17 protein-coding genes are annotated in these 17,870 nt (G+C 64.3%); 16 read left to right on the forward strand and 1 reads right to left on the reverse strand.

All coding sequences use genetic code 11. The features are described from left to right. Positions 1–251: 251 nt before the first annotated feature. From urtA to HALO32_RS13405, 14 genes are all read left to right on the forward strand, one after another. Positions 252–1,559: an urea ABC transporter substrate-binding protein gene (gene urtA / locus HALO32_RS13340; protein ID WP_151444371.1), complete on the forward strand. Its 1,308-nt coding sequence runs from the start codon at positions 252–254 to the stop codon at positions 1,557–1,559. A gap of 76 nt (positions 1,560–1,635) precedes the next feature. Further along, positions 1,636–3,243, forward strand: coding sequence for an urea ABC transporter permease subunit UrtB (urtB, locus tag HALO32_RS13345; protein WP_151444374.1), 1,608 nt, complete (start codon positions 1,636–1,638; stop codon positions 3,241–3,243). A 6-nt stretch (positions 3,244–3,249) separates the two neighbouring features. Continuing rightward, on the forward strand, positions 3,250–4,395 hold the full coding sequence (urtC, locus tag HALO32_RS13350) for an urea ABC transporter permease subunit UrtC (RefSeq protein WP_151444376.1): 1,146 nt from the start codon (positions 3,250–3,252) through the stop codon (positions 4,393–4,395). Next, complete coding sequence (urtD, locus tag HALO32_RS13355) at positions 4,392–5,237, forward strand: urea ABC transporter ATP-binding protein UrtD (RefSeq protein ID WP_151444378.1); 846 nt, start codon at positions 4,392–4,394, stop codon at positions 5,235–5,237. The genes urtC and urtD overlap by 4 nt, the downstream gene beginning before the upstream one ends. Continuing rightward, positions 5,237–5,935: an urea ABC transporter ATP-binding subunit UrtE gene (urtE, locus tag HALO32_RS13360; RefSeq protein ID WP_151444379.1), complete on the forward strand. Its 699-nt coding sequence runs from the start codon at positions 5,237–5,239 to the stop codon at positions 5,933–5,935. Before urtD ends, urtE begins: the two co-directional genes overlap by 1 nt. Then, the gene (locus HALO32_RS13365; protein ID WP_151444381.1) at positions 5,932–6,813 is read left to right on the forward strand and encodes an urease accessory protein UreD; all 882 of its coding nucleotides are present in this window, start codon (positions 5,932–5,934) and stop codon (positions 6,811–6,813) included. Before urtE ends, HALO32_RS13365 begins: the two co-directional genes overlap by 4 nt. A gap of 124 nt (positions 6,814–6,937) precedes the next feature. Next, positions 6,938–7,240: an urease subunit gamma gene (locus HALO32_RS13370; protein WP_151444383.1), complete on the forward strand. Its 303-nt coding sequence runs from the start codon at positions 6,938–6,940 to the stop codon at positions 7,238–7,240. Positions 7,241–7,332: 92 nt separating this feature from the next. Then, positions 7,333–7,650 (forward strand): urease subunit beta, encoded by a 318-nt coding sequence (locus tag HALO32_RS13375; protein ID WP_151444384.1) that lies wholly within the window; start codon positions 7,333–7,335, stop codon positions 7,648–7,650. Next, positions 7,650–9,353: an urease subunit alpha gene (gene ureC, locus HALO32_RS13380; protein WP_151444385.1), complete on the forward strand. Its 1,704-nt coding sequence runs from the start codon at positions 7,650–7,652 to the stop codon at positions 9,351–9,353. Before HALO32_RS13375 ends, ureC begins: the two co-directional genes overlap by 1 nt. A gap of 9 nt (positions 9,354–9,362) precedes the next feature. Next, a complete protein-coding gene (gene ureE / locus HALO32_RS13385; RefSeq protein WP_151444386.1) occupies positions 9,363–9,884 on the forward strand; it encodes an urease accessory protein UreE in 522 nt (173 codons plus the stop codon). Continuing rightward, positions 9,874–10,590, forward strand: a complete 717-nt coding sequence (locus HALO32_RS13390; protein WP_192576509.1) for an urease accessory protein UreF — start codon at positions 9,874–9,876, stop codon at positions 10,588–10,590. The genes ureE and HALO32_RS13390 overlap by 11 nt, the downstream gene beginning before the upstream one ends. A gap of 9 nt (positions 10,591–10,599) precedes the next feature. Beyond that, positions 10,600–11,256 carry an urease accessory protein UreG gene (gene ureG / locus HALO32_RS13395; RefSeq protein WP_151444387.1) on the forward strand — a complete coding sequence of 219 codons (657 nt, stop codon included), beginning with the start codon at positions 10,600–10,602 and terminating at the stop codon, positions 11,254–11,256. Between the two features lie 51 nt (positions 11,257–11,307). Continuing rightward, on the forward strand, positions 11,308–11,535 hold the full coding sequence (locus HALO32_RS13400) for a hypothetical protein (protein WP_151444388.1): 228 nt from the start codon (positions 11,308–11,310) through the stop codon (positions 11,533–11,535). A gap of 166 nt (positions 11,536–11,701) precedes the next feature. Continuing rightward, the gene (locus tag HALO32_RS13405; RefSeq protein WP_151444389.1) at positions 11,702–13,129 is read left to right on the forward strand and encodes a phospholipase D-like domain-containing protein; all 1,428 of its coding nucleotides are present in this window, start codon (positions 11,702–11,704) and stop codon (positions 13,127–13,129) included. A 23-nt stretch (positions 13,130–13,152) separates the two neighbouring features. Here the strand turns inward: HALO32_RS13405 and HALO32_RS13410 are convergent, their stop codons facing one another. Further along, positions 13,153–14,082 carry a YihY/virulence factor BrkB family protein gene (locus HALO32_RS13410; protein ID WP_151444390.1) on the reverse strand — a complete coding sequence of 310 codons (930 nt, stop codon included), beginning with the start codon at positions 14,080–14,082 and terminating at the stop codon, positions 13,153–13,155. A gap of 115 nt (positions 14,083–14,197) precedes the next feature. Between HALO32_RS13410 and HALO32_RS13415 the strand changes: the two genes are divergently transcribed. Continuing rightward, the gene (locus tag HALO32_RS13415; RefSeq protein ID WP_151444391.1) at positions 14,198–14,746 is read left to right on the forward strand and encodes a YqhA family protein; all 549 of its coding nucleotides are present in this window, start codon (positions 14,198–14,200) and stop codon (positions 14,744–14,746) included. A gap of 258 nt (positions 14,747–15,004) precedes the next feature. Beyond that, on the forward strand, positions 15,005–17,686 hold the full coding sequence (locus tag HALO32_RS13420; protein ID WP_151444392.1) for an AMP-binding protein: 2,682 nt from the start codon (positions 15,005–15,007) through the stop codon (positions 17,684–17,686). The last annotated feature ends 184 nt before the right edge of the window (positions 17,687–17,870 follow it).

Below are 17,870 nucleotides of genomic sequence, written 5' to 3' on the forward strand. Positions count from 1 at the left end.
TTTGCGTCATGGCGGTGCGCTGCACCAGACGACCAGACCATTATGGGGCAGGGCAGCGACCCTCTTGCACCAGGATATTGCCTTTTGATGGATTCGGTGGCGTAGAGGGAATGGGCCAACTCTCTGAATAAACGAGTAAAAATTGGCATCGTGCCAATCTGGCACATCCCTTGCGATAGCAGCGAGAGGCATCTTGCGATGTTCTCCCTCGCTGGACTCATCGACAACAACATCGATCGCAAGGAGATCCCATGATCCCGTCCAATCCTTATCGCACTCCCCGCTGGCTGGCCGCTTCGCTGTTGAGCGCTGCCGTCGCCACGCCAGCCCTGGCCCAGGAAGACCCCATCAAGGTGGGCATCCTGCACTCCCTTTCCGGCACCATGGCGATCAGCGAGACGGTGCTCAAGGACACCGTCGAGATGCTCATCGAGCAGCAGAATGCCGAAGGCGGGCTGCTCGGGCGTGAACTCGAAGCCGTGGTGGTGGACCCGGCCTCCGACTGGCCGTTGTTTGCCGAGAAGGCGCGGGAGCTGCTGGCCCAGGAAGAGGTCGACGTCATCTTCGGCAACTGGACCTCGGTATCGCGCAAGTCGGTACTCCCGGTGGTCGAGGAACTCAACGGGCTTCTCTTCTACCCGGTGCAGTATGAAGGGGAGGAGTCCTCCGAGAATGTCTTCTACACCGGGGCGGCGCCCAACCAGCAGGCGATTCCCGCCGTCAATTACCTGATGAACGATGTCGGTGTCGAGCGCTGGGTGCTGGCCGGCACGGATTATGTGTATCCGCGTACCACCAACAAGATCCTCGATGCCTATCTCAAGTCACACGGCGTGGCCGATGAAGACATCATGATCAACTACACCCCCTTCGGGCATTCGGACTGGCAGAACATCGTGTCCGAGATCAAGGATTTCGGCAGCCAGGGCAAGAAGACCGCGGTGGTCTCGACCATCAACGGCGACGCCAACGTGCCCTTCTATCGGGAACTCGGCAACCAGGGCCTCGATGCCGCCGATATTCCCGTCGTCGCCTTCTCGGTGGGCGAGCAGGAACTGACCGGTATCGATACCGGGCCCCTGGTCGGGCATCTGGCGGCCTGGAACTACTTCATGAGCGTCGATACCGACGTCAATTACGACTTCATCGATGCCTGGATCGAGTACACCGGCGACGAGATGGCGGTGACCAACGATCCCATGGAAGCCCACTACATTGGCTTCAACATGTGGGCCGAGGCGGTGCGCAAGGCCGGCACCACCGATGTCGACGCGGTGAAGGATGCCATCATCGGCGTTTCAGTGCCCAACCTTACCGGTGGCTATGCCGCCATGATGCCCAATCATCACATCACCAAGCCCGTGTTGATCGGCGAGATCCAGGACAACGGCCAGTTCTCCATTGTCTGGGAGACCCCGTCCACCGTGGCCGGTGACGCCTGGTCCGACTATCTGGAAGGCTCGCGCGACCTGATCAGCGACTGGCGCAAGCCCATGGAGTGCGGCAACTACAACGTGGTCGAGGGCAGCTGCGGCGGCAGCGAAGCCGAGACCGAATGATCCCCGGGCCGGCCGCAAGGCCGGCCCACCGTGACACGCCACTCTAACGTTAATCGATAAACCACAGGACTCTCCCATGTGGATGATCCGAGCCGTCTTGCCCGGGGTATGGCTCCTCTGTTTGCTGCTGGGCCTGGCACCGACGGCCCAGGCCCAGCAGCAGACAGGCCAGGGTCAGGCCCTGCTGGAATCTCTCGATGCCCCCTCCTACGACGCCAAGGCCGAGGCCATCGAGGCCATTATCGTCAGCGGTGATGAACGCAGCCGCCGTTGGCTCGACGAATTGCTCGGGGGCAAGTTGCAGCGCCACAAGGACACCGGGCGTTTCGTGATCGTGCTCGAGAACCGCAGTCGCAACTGGCCGGTCATCGATGCCCTGACCTTCGAGGACGCTGGCGAGATGTCGCGTCGTGATCTGGACCGTATCGGCATCAACAATGCCCTGCGGGGTCAGCTGCAGAGTGCCCTCGCGGTGCTCGATCTCTATACCGATGATGTCGATGATCGGCGCGATGCGGCCCGTGAGCTGTTGGGCAGCGTGGATGCCCCCATGGTCGAGCCGTTACGCGAGGTGATCGCCAGTGAAGACGATGCCGAGGTTCGCCGCCTGCTCGAGCAGGCATTGGCCATCCATCGCCTCGAGCAGGGAGAGATCGAGGCCATCGCCGACCTGGAGGGCAGCCTCAATAGCCGAGTGCGTTCGGCGCTCAACTCGGCCACCCGCAGCGACGATCCCCTGGTGGCCGATGCCGCCTCGGCGGCCCTGGCCGATATCGAACAGAGGCTGCGCATCAACAGCGGCCTCGAGACCCTCTACTTCGGGCTGTCGCTGGGTTCGGTGCTGGTGCTCGCGGCCATCGGCCTGGCCATCACCTTCGGTGTCATGGGCGTGATCAACATGGCCCACGGCGAGTTGATCATGCTGGGCGCCTACACCACCTGGGCGATGCAACAGCTGTTGCCCGGCCAGCCCGGCCTGGCACTGGTCCTCTCGATTCCCGCGGGTTTCCTGGTGGCGGCCTTGGCCGGCGTCGCTATCGAGCGCAGCGTCATCCAGTTCCTCAAGGGGCGTCCCCTGGAGACCCTGCTGGCGACCTTCGGGGTCAGCCTGATTCTCCAGCAGCTGGTTCGCACGGTCATCTCCCCGCAGAACCGTACTGTCGTCTCGCCCGAATGGATGAGCGGCTCCTTGATGATCAATGAAGGCTTGTCCCTCACCTTGAACCGTCTCTTCGTCCTCGGGTTCGCCCTGGTGGTGTTCGCCTGCCTGATGCTGGTGATGCGTCGTACCCGTCTCGGCCTCGAGGTCCGCGCGGTGACCCAGAACCGGGCCATGGCGCGCTCCATGGGCATTCGGGCGACCCGGGTGGACATCATGACCTTCGCCCTGGGGTCGGGCGTCGCCGGGCTGGCGGGCGTCGCCCTGTCCCAGCTCACCAATGTGGGCCCCAACCTCGGCCAGAACTACATCATCGATTCGTTCATGGTGGTCGTGTTCGGCGGCGTGGGAAACCTCTGGGGCACCCTGGTGGCGGGTCTCTCGCTGGGCGTCATCAACCAGGTCCTCGAGCCCTGGGCCGGTGCCGTCCTGGCCAAGATCATCGTGCTCGTCTTCATCATCCTGTTCATCCAGAAACGCCCTCGCGGACTCTTTCCGCAGAAGGGCCGTGCAGCGGAGGGCTAGACTGCCATGTGGTTGATGCAACCCTTCAATGAAGGCGCGACCCGACTCTTCCTGGGCGTGCTGCTCGCCTGCCTGGCACTGGTGACGGTGCTTCATCTGGCCGTCCCGGCCGGGCACCCCCTGCACGTCTCGGCCTACACCGTGACGCTGCTCGGCAAGTATCTGAGCTATGCCCTGCTGGCTGTCGCCGTGGATCTGGTGTGGGGCTACCTGGGCATCCTCAGCCTGGGGCATGGGGCCTTCTTCGCCCTGGGTGGCTACGCCATGGGGATGTACCTGATGCGCCAGATCGGCGATCGCGGCACCTATGGCGATCCGATCCTGCCGGATTTCATGGTCTTTCTGAACTGGGACAGCCTGCCCTGGTACTGGCTGGGGTTCGACATGCCCTGGTTCGCCTTTCTGATGGTGATGCTGGTACCGGGGGCCCTGGCGCTGGTGTTCGGCTTCCTGGCCTTCCGCTCGCGGGTCACCGGGGTCTACCTGTCGATCATCACCCAGGCCATGACCTTCGCTCTGATGCTGGCCTTCTTCCGCAACGAGATGGGCTTCGGCGGCAACAACGGCCTCACCGATTTCCGCGAGTTGCTGGGCTTCGACCTGCGTACCGACGCCACCCGCCTGGGGCTCTTCATCGCCACCGGCGTGGCCCTGGCGCTGGGCTATGTGCTGTGCCGCGCCATCGTTGCCAGCAAGCTAGGCCGGGTCAGTGTCGCCTGTCGTGATGCCGAGGCGCGCACGCGCTTCCTGGGCTATCGCGTCGAGCGCTTCCAGCTGTTTGTCTTCGTGGTCTCGGCGATGCTCGCCGGGGTGGCCGGCGCCCTCTATGTGCCCCAGGTGGGCATCATCAATCCCAGCGAGTTCTCGCCCATCTTCTCCATCGAGATCGTGCTCTGGGTCGCCCTGGGCGGTCGCGGCACGCTGTATGGCGCGGTGATCGGGGCCTTGCTGGTCAACTATGCCAAGACCGTCTTCACCGGCGTCATGCCCGACGCCTGGCTGTTTGCCCTGGGGGGGATGTTCGTGCTGGTCACGGTCTTCCTGCCCAGGGGCGTCGCCGGCCTCTTGGCCTATCGTTTTAAAGGGCAGGGATTCAAGAGAGGCAGTAATGAAACGCTGTCTCACGATATCAGCAAGGAGGCCTCCGCATGAGTTTCCTGAGTTCCCTGGCCGATCGCGATCATGTCTTCGATTTCCTGGTGCCCGCCACCTCTCCGGTGGATGTGCGTCACGGTCCCATCCTCTACCTGGAGGATGTCAGCGTGAGCTTCGACGGCTTCAAGGCCATCGATGATCTCAACCTGACCATCGATGACGGCGAACTGCGCTGCATCATCGGCCCCAACGGGGCGGGCAAGACCACCATGATGGACATCATCACCGGCAAGACCCGACCCGACAGTGGCTCGGTATGGTTCGGCAGTCGTCACAACCTGCTGACCATGAACGAACCGGAGATCGCCAGCCTCGGCATCGGCCGCAAGTTCCAGAAGCCCACGGTCTTCGAGGCGCTCAGTGTCTTCGAAAACCTGGAGCTGGCCATGGCCGCCGACAAGCGCATCCTGCCGACGCTGACCGCCCGGATGACCGGCGAGGTGCGAGATCGTATCGAGGAGGTGCTCGAGACCATCGGGCTCGAGGCGTTGCGTAACGGGCCCGCGGGCATCCTCTCCCATGGCCAGAAACAGTGGCTGGAGATCGGCATGTTGCTGATGCAGCGGCCACGCTTGCTGTTGATCGACGAGCCGGTGGCCGGCATGACCGAACAGGAGATGGAGCGTACCGCCGAACTGCTGACCGGCCTTGCCGGAAAGGGCAAGCAGTCGGTGGTAGTGGTCGAGCACGACATGGGTTTCGTGCGCTCTATCGCAGGGACCGTGACGGTGCTGCATCAGGGCAGCGTGCTGGCCGAGGGCAGCATGGACCAGGTCGCCAGTGACCCCAGGGTGATCGAGGTCTACCTGGGCGCCGATCCCGACGAGGAGGCCGCCTGATGCTCAACGTCGAGGGACTCAACCAGTACTACGGCGAGAGTCACACCCTCTGGGATCTCGACCTCGAGGTGCCGGCCGGTCAGTGCACCTGTGTGATGGGGCGCAACGGGGTGGGCAAGACCACTCTGATGAAGGCCATCATGGGCGAGGTGGCGATCTCCTCGGGCGGCATCCGCTATGACGGCGATATCGACCTCACCCGCAAGCCCATCGAGGATCGCCCACGGCTGGGCATCGGCTATGTGCCCCAAGGCCGCCAGATCTTTCCCCTGCTGACCGTTGAGGAAAACCTCAGGACCGGCCTCGCCGCCAGGGGGGACGGTGTCAAGCGCATCCCCGATCGGGTCCATGAACTCTTCCCGGTTCTCGAGGAGATGAAGCATCGTCGCGGCGGGGACCTGTCCGGCGGCCAGCAGCAGCAACTGGCCATCGGCCGTGCCCTGGTGATCGAGCCGCGGCTGCTGATTCTCGACGAGCCGGGGGAAGGCATCCAGCCCAATATCGTCACTCAGATCGGCGAGGTGATTCGTCGCCTGATCCGCGAGGACAACCTGACGGTGCTGCTGGTGGAGCAGAAACTGCCCTTCGCCCGCAAGTTCGCCGACCGCTTCGCCATCATTGATCGCGGGCGCCCCGTGGCGGGGGGCGGGATCGACGGGCTTTCCGATGCACTCATCAAGGAGCATCTGACGGTATGACGGCCTTCGAGACGACGATACCCGGGCGCTCCGGCCATCGCTTCGATGCCCGGCGCCACTGGGCGGCCTCCCTCGAGCTGGCCTTCGCGGCACGAGAGGGCATCACCCGGATGGTCCGGGCACGTCACCAGGGACCGCTTCGCGTCCAGCGCACCTTTCATCCGGAAGGGACCACGGGCGCCTGTCATGCCTATCTGCTGCACCCGCCCGGCGGGCTAGTCAGTGGCGATGCCCTGTCGATATCGGCCTGCGTCGAACCTGGTGCCCATGCGCTGCTCACCACCCCGGCGGCCAATAAACTCTACAAGGCGGATACCCATGGCGTGGCCTGGTCTCAGCACTCCCGGCTGGCGGTAGCCGATGACGGCATTCTCGAGTGGCTGCCTCAGGAAACCCTGGCCTTCGACGGCTCCCGGGGAGAGCAGGCCACGACGATCGAGCTCGAGGGAGGCGCCCGCTGCCTGGGCTGGGAGGTGCTGGCGCTGGGCCGGCCGGCCAGTTCGCTGCCCTATGTCTCGGGCCGGATCGACCAGCGCTTTCGCCTGACCCGTGACGGCCGACCGTTGTGGCTGGAACGCCAGCCCCTTGACCCGGCACATCCACGCTTCCTCGGACGCTGGGGCCAGGGCGGCGCCACGGTGCAGGCTACCCTCTGGGCGGTAGGCCTGGATGACGAGCGCGAGGCCATCGAGGCGCTGCGCGAGACCCTGCCGACCGCGGTCCGCTGGGCGGTTACGGTGCGCCACGGAGTACTGCTGCTGCGCTATCTCGGCAACGAGCGCAACGAGGCCTGGGAACTCTGCCAGGGCGCCTGGGAGATCCTGCGCCCCCTGTTGATCGGTAAACCCGCGCAGGTACCGCGTATCTGGTTGACGTAGGAGCAGGAGCTCTCTGGTGGGAGCTCTGCTTGCAGAGCGATGGCGGCAGTAATCGCCGTGCAAGCACGGCTCCCACAAGCGGCATGAATGCTCAGTCGCGAATATTTAAAGAGGAGAGAATTGCATGGAACTGACCCCCAGAGACAAGGACAAGCTGCTGCTGTTCTCGGCGGCACAGCTGGCCGAGCGGCGCCGCGACCGTGGCCTCAAGCTGAACTACCCCGAGGCCGTTGCGCTGATCAGCTTCGAGATACTGGAAGGCGCCAGGGACGGGCGCAGCGTGGCGGAGCTGATGAGCTATGGCCGCGAGATCCTGAGACGTGATGACGTCATGGAGGGGGTGGCCGAGATGGTCGAGGACGTGCAGGTCGAAGCGACCTTCCCGGACGGTACCAAGCTGGTCACGATCCACGAACCGATTGTTTGAGTGTGAGGAGAGAAGCGTGAGGCATGAGGTGTGTTCACCACCTTGCCCCTCACTCCTCCCTCCTCACCCCTCACGCGACGAAGGAGCACGCCATGATTCCCGGCGAATACAAATTGCAGGACGGTGAGATCGCTCTCTGCGAAGGGCGTGAGCGTATCAGCGTCGAGGTCGCCAACACCGGCGACCGGCCGATCCAGGTGGGTTCCCACTACCACTTTGCCGAGGCCAACCCGGCCCTGACCTTCGACCGCGACAAGGCGCGCGGCTATCGCCTCGACGTGGCGGCCGGCACCGCCATCCGCTTCGAGCCTGGGCAGAGCCGCGAGGTGACGCTGATTCCCTATGTCGGGCGGCGCCATATCTACGGCTTTCGCGGTGCCGTCATGGGCAGCCTGGAGGACGACACCTGATGAAAATTTCGAGACAAGCCTATGCCGATATGTACGGCCCCACGGTGGGCGATCGGGTGCGACTGGGCGACACCGAGCTATGGATCGAGGTGGAACGCGACGCCACCCACTACGGCGACGAGGTCAAGTTCGGCGGCGGCAAGGTGATTCGCGATGGCATGGGCCAGAGCCAGCGCGCCGACGAGAGCGTGATGGACACCGTGATCACCAACGCCCTCATCCTCGACTGGTGGGGCATCGTCAAGGCGGATGTGGGCCTCAAGGACGGGCGCATCGCGGCCATCGGCAAGGCCGGCAATCCCGACACCCAGCCGGGTGTGGAGATTATCATTGGCCCGGGCACCGAGATCATTGCCGGCGAGGGCAAGATCCTCACCGCCGGGGCGCTGGACGCCCATATCCACTTCGTCTGTCCGCAGCTGGTGGAGGAGGCCCTGATGAGCGGCATCACCACCATGCTGGGCGGCGGCACGGGGCCGGCCACCGGCACCAATGCGACGACCTGTACGCCCGGCGAGTGGCATATCGGCAAGATGCTTCAGGCGGTGGACGACATGCCGATGAATATCGGTTTTCTGGGCAAGGGCAATGCCAGCCTGCCCGAGGCACTGGAGGCACAGCTCGAGGCCGGCGCCATGGGGCTCAAGCTCCACGAGGACTGGGGGACCACGCCGGCGGCCATCGATAACTGCCTGAGCGTGGCTGACAGGTACGATGTCCAGGTGGCGATCCATACCGATACCCTCAACGAGTCGGGCTTCGTGGAGGATACCCTGGCGGCGTTCCAGGAACGTTGCATCCATACCTACCACACCGAGGGGGCCGGGGGCGGCCATGCGCCCGATATCATCACTGCCTGTGCGAAGCCCTATGTGTTGCCGTCATCGACCAATCCGACGCGACCTTATACCGTTAACACCATCGACGAGCACCTCGACATGCTGATGGTGTGCCACCATCTCGATCCCAAGATCCCCGAGGATGTGGCCTTCGCCGACTCGCGCATCCGCCGCGAGACCATCGCCGCCGAGGATATCCTTCATGACCTGGGCGTTATCTCGATGATCGCCTCGGATTCCCAGGCCATGGGGCGGGTGGGCGAATCGATCTGCCGCACCTGGCAGACCGCCCACAAGATGAAGGTCCAGCGAGGCCTGCTGCCGGAAGACGAGGCCCTTGGCGCCGACAATTTCCGCGCCAAGCGCTATATCGCCAAGATCACCATCAACCCGGCGATCACCCATGGCATTGCTCATGAGGTGGGCTCTGTAGAGGTGGGCAAGCTGGCCGACCTGGTGCTCTGGAAACCGGCCTTCTTCGGCACCAAGCCGGCCATGATCCTCAAGGGCGGGATGATCGCCGCGGCACCCATGGGCGACCCCAACGCCTCGATCCCCACGCCCCAGCCGGTGCACTACCGACCCATGTTCGGCGCCTACGGCCGGGCGGCGAGCCAGACCCGCCTTACCTTCGTCAGCCAGGCGGCGCTGGACGCCGGCATCAAGGAACGGCTGGGCCTGCAGAGTCCCTTGTCAGCATGTCGTGATGTCCGTCAGGTACGAAAGGGCGATATGAAGCTCAACGGCGCCTGCCCTGAACTCAGTGTCGACCCCCAGACCTACGAGGTGCATGCCGACGGGGAGCTGCTGACCTGCGAGCCCGCGACTGAATTGCCTCTGGCACAGCGCTATCACCTCTTCTAGGAGCTCGACATGTTGAAATTGACCGAACGCCTCGGGCCCATCGCGGCGAGGCAGGCGGATGACACCCTGACCCTGCCCTTCGATCAGCGCATGCTGGGTCGCCTCAAGGCGGTCAGCGACAGCGGCTGCCAGCTGGGCCTCTTCCTCGATCGTGGCCCGGTGCTGCGCGACGGCGAGGGGCTGCGCGCCGAGAACGGCGAGGTGGTGCGTATCCGTGCGGCCGTGGAGCCGGTGGTCACCGCGCGTATTGCCGCTGGGCTGCCTCTGGCGCGGCTCGCCTACCACCTGGGCAACCGCCATGTGCAGCTGGCGCTGGGTGAGGACGAGGACTCTTCATCAGGTCAGGGCTTCGTGCGCTTCCCGCCGGACCATGTGCTCGAGGCGCTCGCCGAGCGCCTGGGCGCGCGCCTGACGCATCACCAGGCGCCCTTCGACCCGGAGTCGGGGGCGTACAGCCATGGCAGTCATGAACATGGCCATGCCCATGACCACCTGCATGAGGATGACCGTGAGCAAGAGCATGCGCATTGAGATCGACGAGACGGCAGGGCAGGGCAATGAGTTGGCACTGCTGGGGTTACTGCAACTGGTGAGTCCGGCATTGCCCATCGGCGCCTTCGCCTTTTCCCAGGGCTTGGAGAGCGCCTTCGAACTGGGCTGGGTGTGGGACGAGGCGAGCCTCGGCGAGTGGCTGGACGGCGTGCTGGACGATGGACTGACCCGCTGCGAACTGCCGGTGCTGGCTCGCTTGATGACGGCCTGGGAGGCCGGGGACGGGGAAGCGATCGCCGCCTGGGATGTTTGGCTGGCGGCCAACCGGGAGACCGCCGAACTGGCCGCCGAGGATTCGCGACTTGGCGCCTCGCTGACTCGCCTGCTGGATAGTCTGGGGCTTCTGCCCCCGGGACCTTCAAGCGCGTCGCCGGAACTACCGGCGGGTGCGGCCTATGTGACGGTTTTCGCCTGGACGGCCCATCAGCGCCGCATCGGGCAACGCCAGGCGCTGCTGGGATTTTCCTGGGCCTGGCTGGAGAACCAGCTTGCCGTCGCCTGCAAGGCGCTGCCGCTGGGCCACACCGCCGCCCAACGCCTGGTAGAACGACTGCGCCCGGCGCTGGTGGCCGCCGTGGAGGAGGCACTGGTACTGGACGATGACGATCTGGGGCCCGTCCTGCCGGGCCTGGCGTTGGCCAGCGCCCTGCACGAGACCCAGTATTCGCGACTTTTTCGAAGCTAGGAGAACGAGATGACACATTGCCTGCGTATCGGCGTCGGCGGCCCGGTGGGTTCCGGCAAGACGGCATTGCTCAAGCAGCTCTGCCTGGCACTGCGCGACCTCTACGACATCGCCGTGGTCACCAACGATATCTATACCCGGGAGGACGCCGACTTCCTGCTCAAGCATGAGGCGCTTCCCGCGGATCGCATCCTCGGCGTGGAGACCGGCGGCTGCCCGCACACCGCGATCCGCGAAGATGCCTCGATGAACCTCGCCGCTATCGACGAGCTCCAGGCACGGCATCCGGGACTGGAACTGGTGCTGGTCGAGTCCGGCGGCGACAACCTCTCGGCCACTTTCAGCCCGGAGCTTTCCGATCTGACCCTCTACGTGATCGATGTCTCCGCCGGCGACAAGATTCCACGCAAGGGTGGCCCCGGCATCACCAAGTCGGATCTGCTGATCATCAACAAGATCGATATTGCCGAACAGGTTCACGCCTCCCTGGAGGTGATGGATCGTGATTCTCGAAAGATGCGCGGCGAGCGGCCCTTCGTCTTTACCAATCTCTACGACGGCGTCGGCCTCGAGGAGATCATCCGTTTCATCCTCGACCGAGGCATGTTGCCGGACCGCCGGCCGACCGAACGCCGCGCCGCAGCGGATACCGCGACCGCAGGATGATCGCCTGAAGCCTCGCCACTTCCGTTCTTGTCATGACCAGGAGACACTCCAATGAAGCCACTTTGTTCTACCACCCTGCGCACCCTCGGTGCTGGCGCTGTCATCTTGTTGCCGGTCGTTGCCTCCGGACACTCGGGGCATGGTGCCCCCTCGGTGCATGCCCATACCGGCAGCCCGTCGATGCTGGTCGTGCTCGGTATCATTGCTCTGGGAATCGCTTCCCTGGCAGGAGTGGCACGCCTGATCCTGCGCCGCCGCCGGCTGAGCCGCCAGGACTGAGCTCCCTTGAGCCGCTAGACGTTCGTTGTGCCCGGCCTCGGCCGGGCACACCTGCTTTTTGCCAGCCCTGTCGCTATGCTGGCCCCTGACGTTGCACGATGAGGCGACGCGACTGACTGAGGGCGTCATGGACGGCAAGCACAAGCTGGGACAGCGGAGGCGCCGAATGTGGCCATGGATCGTGATGGTGTTGCTGGTGGCCTGGGTCGTTATGGGCGCCTGGCAGCGCTACAAGCCACTGCCCGACGGGGTCTCCCTAGCCTTTCCGGAACGGGTCGCCACCGAGGTACGCTTTCTTGCCGACGAGACCTGGTACACCCCTTCGGGGGAACGGCACGCTCGATATGAAATCTTCGACGAGGTGTTTTCCCTGATCGGTCAGGCCCGGCGACTGGTGGTGTTGGACATGTTCCTCTTCAACGACTTTACCGGTGCCGCCGACGAGGCCTTCCGACCGCTCTCGACGGAGGTCAGCGATGCCCTGATCGCACAGAAGCGGCAATATCCTGAGCTTGAGGCGGTGGTGATCACCGACCCGCTCAACACCCTCTACGGGGGGCTGGAACTCGCACATCTCGACAGACTACGCAAAGCCGGGGTGCGCGTGGTGATCAGCGACGTTAATCGGTTACGGGCCTCCAATCCCCTCTGGTCGGGGATCTGGCACCTGGGCCCGCGTTGGCTCGGTAACGATAGCGACGGCGGCTGGCTGCCCAATGCGTTGGGCCCGGGGCGGGTGTCACTGCGCAGCTACCTGGCCTTGCTCAACTTCAACGCCAACCATCGCAAGACCCTGGTGGTGGACCATGGCGATAGCTGGGCGGGTCTGGTCACCTCTGCCAACCCCCACGATGCCAGCAGCTTACATGGCAATATGGCGCTGCGTTTCCAAGGCGCGGCGGCACTCGATCTGCTGGCCTCGGAACGTCCGGTGGCGGGCTGGGCGGGGGTTAGCCTGGGTGGCCCGGCACCGCTCGACCGCGACGAGAGGCCGCTCGAGCAGGCCAGGCTTCAGGTGCTGACCGAGGGCGCGATCCGCGATGCCCTGATGGCGGCCATCGATGCCAGCGGCCACGGTGACCGACTGGACATCGCCGTCTTCTATCTCTCCCATCGGGAAATGATCGACGCGCTGGTGGCGGCCAAGGAGCGCGGAGTGGTGCTTCGCGTCCTGCTCGACCCCAACCGCGATGCCTTCGGGCTGGAGAAAGGCGGGATTCCTAACCGTCCCGTGGCCCATGAACTCCACGAGGCCGGCATCACGGTGCGCTGGTGTGTCAGCCGGGGCGAGCAGTGCCATAGCAAGCTGCTGCTGCGTCGGCCCGCCGAGCCGGGCAGCGAGGCCGAGATGATTCTCGGCTCGGCCAACTTCACACGGCGCAATCTGGATGACCTCAATCTGGAGACCAGTGTGCGACTGGTCGGTCCTCCAGACACCCCGGCCCTGCTCGACGCCGCTTCTTTTTTCGAACGTCGCTGGCAGAGTACCCCCCGGCGGATCACCAGCGAGCCTTTCGAGGCCCATGACGACACCACGGTCTGGAAGTGGCTGCGCTATCGAGTCATGGAGGCGACGGGACTTTCCACGTTCTGATGGCTGATCCCTCTTGCTCGTGACTAGTCGACATGCGTCACTGCCTGGTAGCGAGGATCGATGTACCAGGCTAGGCCCAGGCGGGCGTTGCGCTCCAGTTCGGCGATGACCTGTGCCCCGAGCAGCAGAATGATGGCGCCCACCTCCAGGCTAAGTAACACGACCACCAGGGTGGCCAGGGAGCCGTATACCGCGTTCACCAGAGAGATGTTGGCAAAGTAGAAGACCAGCAGCAGGCGCACGCCCTCCCACAGCAGGGCAGCGATGAATCCGCCCACTATGGCGCGTCGCAGGGCGATCGTCACCACGGGCAGGACCTTGTAGATGGCGCTGAAAAGCAGAAAGACGCCGAGGAAGCTGGTCAGGTTGAGCATCGGCTCGGAAAGGCCGGCAAGGGGCAGTTCGCGTTCGAACAGTGCCAGCCACAAGGCATTCATGGAGCTGACCAAGGTCACCAGCAGGGTCAGGGCCAGCAGGCCTGCCCCCAGTACCAGCATGAAGGCATAGGGCAACAACACCGAGACCCAGGCGCTGCGGCCATGGGGGTGGGTGTCCGGGGCATGGAAGATGATGGCCAGGGCGTCCTCGAGCATGCGAAAGGCAAAGGAGCTGAACAGCAGCAGCACGGGAAAGCCCAGAATGCCGATCACGTCACGCGAATCGAGCAGGGTGCGTACCGCATCGAGCAGGACTTCGGCATGAGCGGGCGCCAGATGGCGAGCCTGGACGCTGAGCACCTCGAGCAGGTGCGCCTCGTCGACCACGCCGGCCAGTAGTACCACCAGCAGAGAAAACAGCGGCACGATGGAGAGCAGGATGTTGTAACCCACGCCACCGGCCAGCAGAATGCCGCGGTTGCGCAGGAAGGCGCACAGCACCCGCCACAGGAAGCGCAGAATGCGTGGCAACAGCGTGAAGATCAGACGTCGTGAGCGAACAGTCGGTGATGTCATCGGAGCTGCCATGCGAAAGGACTTCCGTCATCATAGGCGCATCCAGCGTCGTCGGGTCAAACCCCCGGCCGACAAGGTGTTCAGCCGATGTCATTGAATTCACAAGGAGAGAATCATGGATCCGGATTCCCGGCCCGCACCCAAGACGAGACGCGGTCAGCTCGAGCGGCACTTCGAGGCCTTCCTCTGGAACTCACGCCTGATGGTGCTTCTGGCCGTGGTGCCGGCCCTGCTGGGGGCCCTGGTACTGTTTATTATCGCCAGCCTGGATATCCTCTCGGTTGTGGCCGATACCTGGCGTCATTACCTGGGCGGGGGAGACGACATCCACAAGAGCGTGGTCACCGATATCATTGTCGCCGTGGATATCTACCTGATCGCCTTGGTGCTGATGATCTTCGGCCTGGGGGTCTATAAGCTTTTCGTCTCCCGTATCGAGCCCGTCGAGGGGCGCGACCCCCAGCACCCCTTCAACGTCAGCTCTCTCGATCAACTCAAGGACAAGATCGCCCGGGTGGTCATTCTGGCCGTGATCATCGAGTTCTTCCGGGCCGTGGTGGGGATCAGCTTCGATACGCCACTGGATGCCATCTACCTGGCGCTGTCGGTGCTGGCCCTGGCTCTCGCCCTCTACCTGATGGCGCTGGCTCACAAGCAGGAGTAATACCGGGCTCGAGAAACGTGCGTGCCGTGCAGCCAGTGGAGAGCTTCGTGGCCGATACCGTCGGTTGCATCCTTGCACGGCGGGCGCCGAGGTTATCCAGTCACCGCTGCCGACTCCACTGAGAGGTGACCTGTGGCCAGGTATCGGGTGAGTTTCTCTGCTATTCATATATCCCTCATCCTTGGATAAAGGGCGATCTTCACCAAGGGCTTGAATAAAGAAGGCGCAGCCGATCCTCGACCCAGGAGCTTCAGGCCAATGGACACAGCAACTCTCAACGAACTCATCGTTTCCCGGAATATCGACGACCGACATGAGGCCATCGTCTCCCTGGGGCGAGACACCCTCGGCAGCACCAGCCGGCGGGATCTCCTCGATCGTGCTGCCCGCCTGGCCGGCGGTCTCCGCCAGCAGGGTCTCGTCCGCGGTGATCGCGTGGTGATCATGGCGCCCAACAGCGTCGACTGGGTCGTGTCGGCACTGGGCATCCTGCATGTCGGTGGCGTGGTCGTACCCCTCGACACCCAGATGCCCCAAGAGGATCTGGAGCACGCCCTGGGTGACTGTGCGCCTTGCATGGTCTTCACGACGGCGGCTCTGCGTTCGCGGCTCTCTCCTCTGCCGGGAGAGGTCGCCCTGTTTCTCTTCGATGGCGATGGGGATGACAGGGAGTCGGGTCGCGCCTGGCAGGACCTGCTTCAGGCCGAGCCCGTGGCCGCCTGCGCCGATGGGAAAGATCTGGCCACTATCTTCTATACCTCCGGTACCACCGGCCCTCCCAAGGGGGTGCCGTTGACCCACCACAACATGACCAGCAACGTGGAGGCCCTCTGTACCCAGGAGCTGGCCGACAGCAGCGACCGCGTCCTGGTGCCGCTGCCGTTCCATCATGTCTATCCCTTCACCGTGGGTATCCTGGTTCCCTTCACCCTGGGGGCTTCCATCATCGTGCCGTTCTCCCTCGTCGGTCCCCAGATCGTGCGCGCCCTGCGCGAGGGAGAGGCCACCGTGATGCTGGCCGTGCCACGCCTCTACGAGGCGATATGGAGCGCCCTTCATGAGCGCGTGGCCGAGCGCGGACGGGTGGCGGCTTTACTCTTTTCCGGCATGCTCGGCGTTTCCATGGCGGTACGGCAGCGCCTGGGCTGGAACCCGGGCAAGCAACTCTTCGCTAGTCTTCATCAGCGTATTGCCCCGCGCTTGCGGTTGATGGTGGCAGGGGGCGCCGCCCTGGACCCGGAACTCGGCCGCAAACTACGTGGCCTTGGCTGGGATGTGGCGACCGGCTACGGACTCAGCGAGACTTCGCCGATCCTGACCATGAATCCTCCCGAAAAGGTCAAGCTGGAGAGCGTGGGCAAGGCGCTGCCCGGGGTGGAGCTCGCGATCGATGACAGAGAGGGCAGGGGGCGTGGCGAGGTGCTGGCACGCGGCCCCAATGTCTTCGGTGGATACTGGAACCTGCCGGACAAGACGCGGGAATCCCTCGACGAGGAGGGCTGGTTCCATACCGGCGACACGGGCTCCTTCGATGCGGAGGGCCATCTCTACCTGCATGGCAGGGCATCGGCGATGATCGTGCTCTCCGGGGGTGAGAACGTCGATCCGGAACGGGTCGAGAAGGCCCTCGAGGCGTCGGACAGGATTCGTGAGACCGGCCTCCTCGCGCATGCGGACCGGCTGGCGGTCGTCGTCGTCCCCGCCCCCGGGCTGCTGCGCGAGGTAACCGGCGATGAGCTGAGACGCACCCTCGAGAAGGCAGTGAGCGAGATATCCGCGGCTCTGCCGAGCCATCATCGGCCTGGTGAAGTGCGGGTGTCACTGGATCCGCTGCCGCGAACCCGCCTGGGCAAGTTGCGGCGTCACAAGCTCGAGGCGTTGTTCGAGCATCTCGAGGAAGGCGACGAGGCCGCCGAAGCGGTTGTTGAGCCCCTCTCGCCCGAGGACATGGCCCCCGAGGACCAGCAGCTGCTGTCCGATCCCGCCGCCGATAGCACCTGGCGCTACCTGGCTCGGCGCTTCCACGACATTCGCCTGACACCGGACAGCCACCTCGCCATGGACCTGGGCATCGATTCGCTGAGCTGGGTGGACCTGACCCTGGCCCTGCGCGAGCATGCGGGCATCGATCTGGAGGATTCGGCGATCGCCCGAGTGGAGACCGTGCGGGATCTGCTCAACGAGGCGGCCGCCGGTCCGACCGGCAGCGAAGGCGAGGACGAGGATCTGGTGGAAGCCTTGCGGAACCCCGAGGGGTTGCTGGATGACAGACAGCGCAGGGCTCTCATGCCACCCGGGCGTATCCACGGATTCATGGGATGGTGGGTCTGGGGGCTGGCGCGGTTGATCAGCAGAGGATTGCTGCGAGTCTCTGTCAGTGGTCAGTGGCCCGACAGGATGCCTTGTGTGATCGCTCCGCGACATCTGAGCGTACTCGATCCGCTGGTGCTGCTGCAGATCATGGATCGTTGTCAGGCAGAATCACTCTACTGGGCCGGCTGGACCGGCATGCTCTTCACCGGGCGCGTGCGTCGCGGGTTCAGTCGCATCGCGCGGATACTGCCCATCGATCCGGGGACCGCGCCGAGGCGCAGTCTGGTGCTCGCCTCTGCCGCCCTGGACCGCGGTCATCAGCTCGTCTGGTTTCCCGAGGGACAACGCTCGCCGGATGGCCGGCTGCAGCCCTTTCGTCCCGGATTGGGGCTCTTGCTCAGGGCCCAGCCGGTACCGGTGGTGCCGGTGTGGATCGAGGGAACCCACGAGCTGATGCCCCCAGGGCAGCGGTTGCCGCGGCGAGGGCGGGTCAGGGTGGTCATCGGCGAGCCCGTCGATCCAGAACGGCTGGAAGGGGACGAGCGCGAGATCATCGAACGGCTCCAGGACGAAATGGCGGCGCTGGGTGAGAGGAGGTTGTCCGGTCGCCGCTCCCGGCTACACTGAGTGGTAGCCTGCGGCCAGGTAACGGGGAATTTCCCCTCACTTTTTCATATGAGGTGTCGGCAAGGAGAACAACGTGCGAAATATCATCTATCTTATTGGCTTGATCGTGGTGGTGTTATTCATTCTGTCCCTGCTTGGACTTATCTGATCCACCTCCAGTGCCAAACCCCCTGCCATAGTAGAC

This window comes from Halomonas lysinitropha (assembly GCF_902500215.1).
GTDB classification, from domain to species: domain Bacteria; phylum Pseudomonadota; class Gammaproteobacteria; order Pseudomonadales; family Halomonadaceae; genus Halomonas; species Halomonas lysinitropha.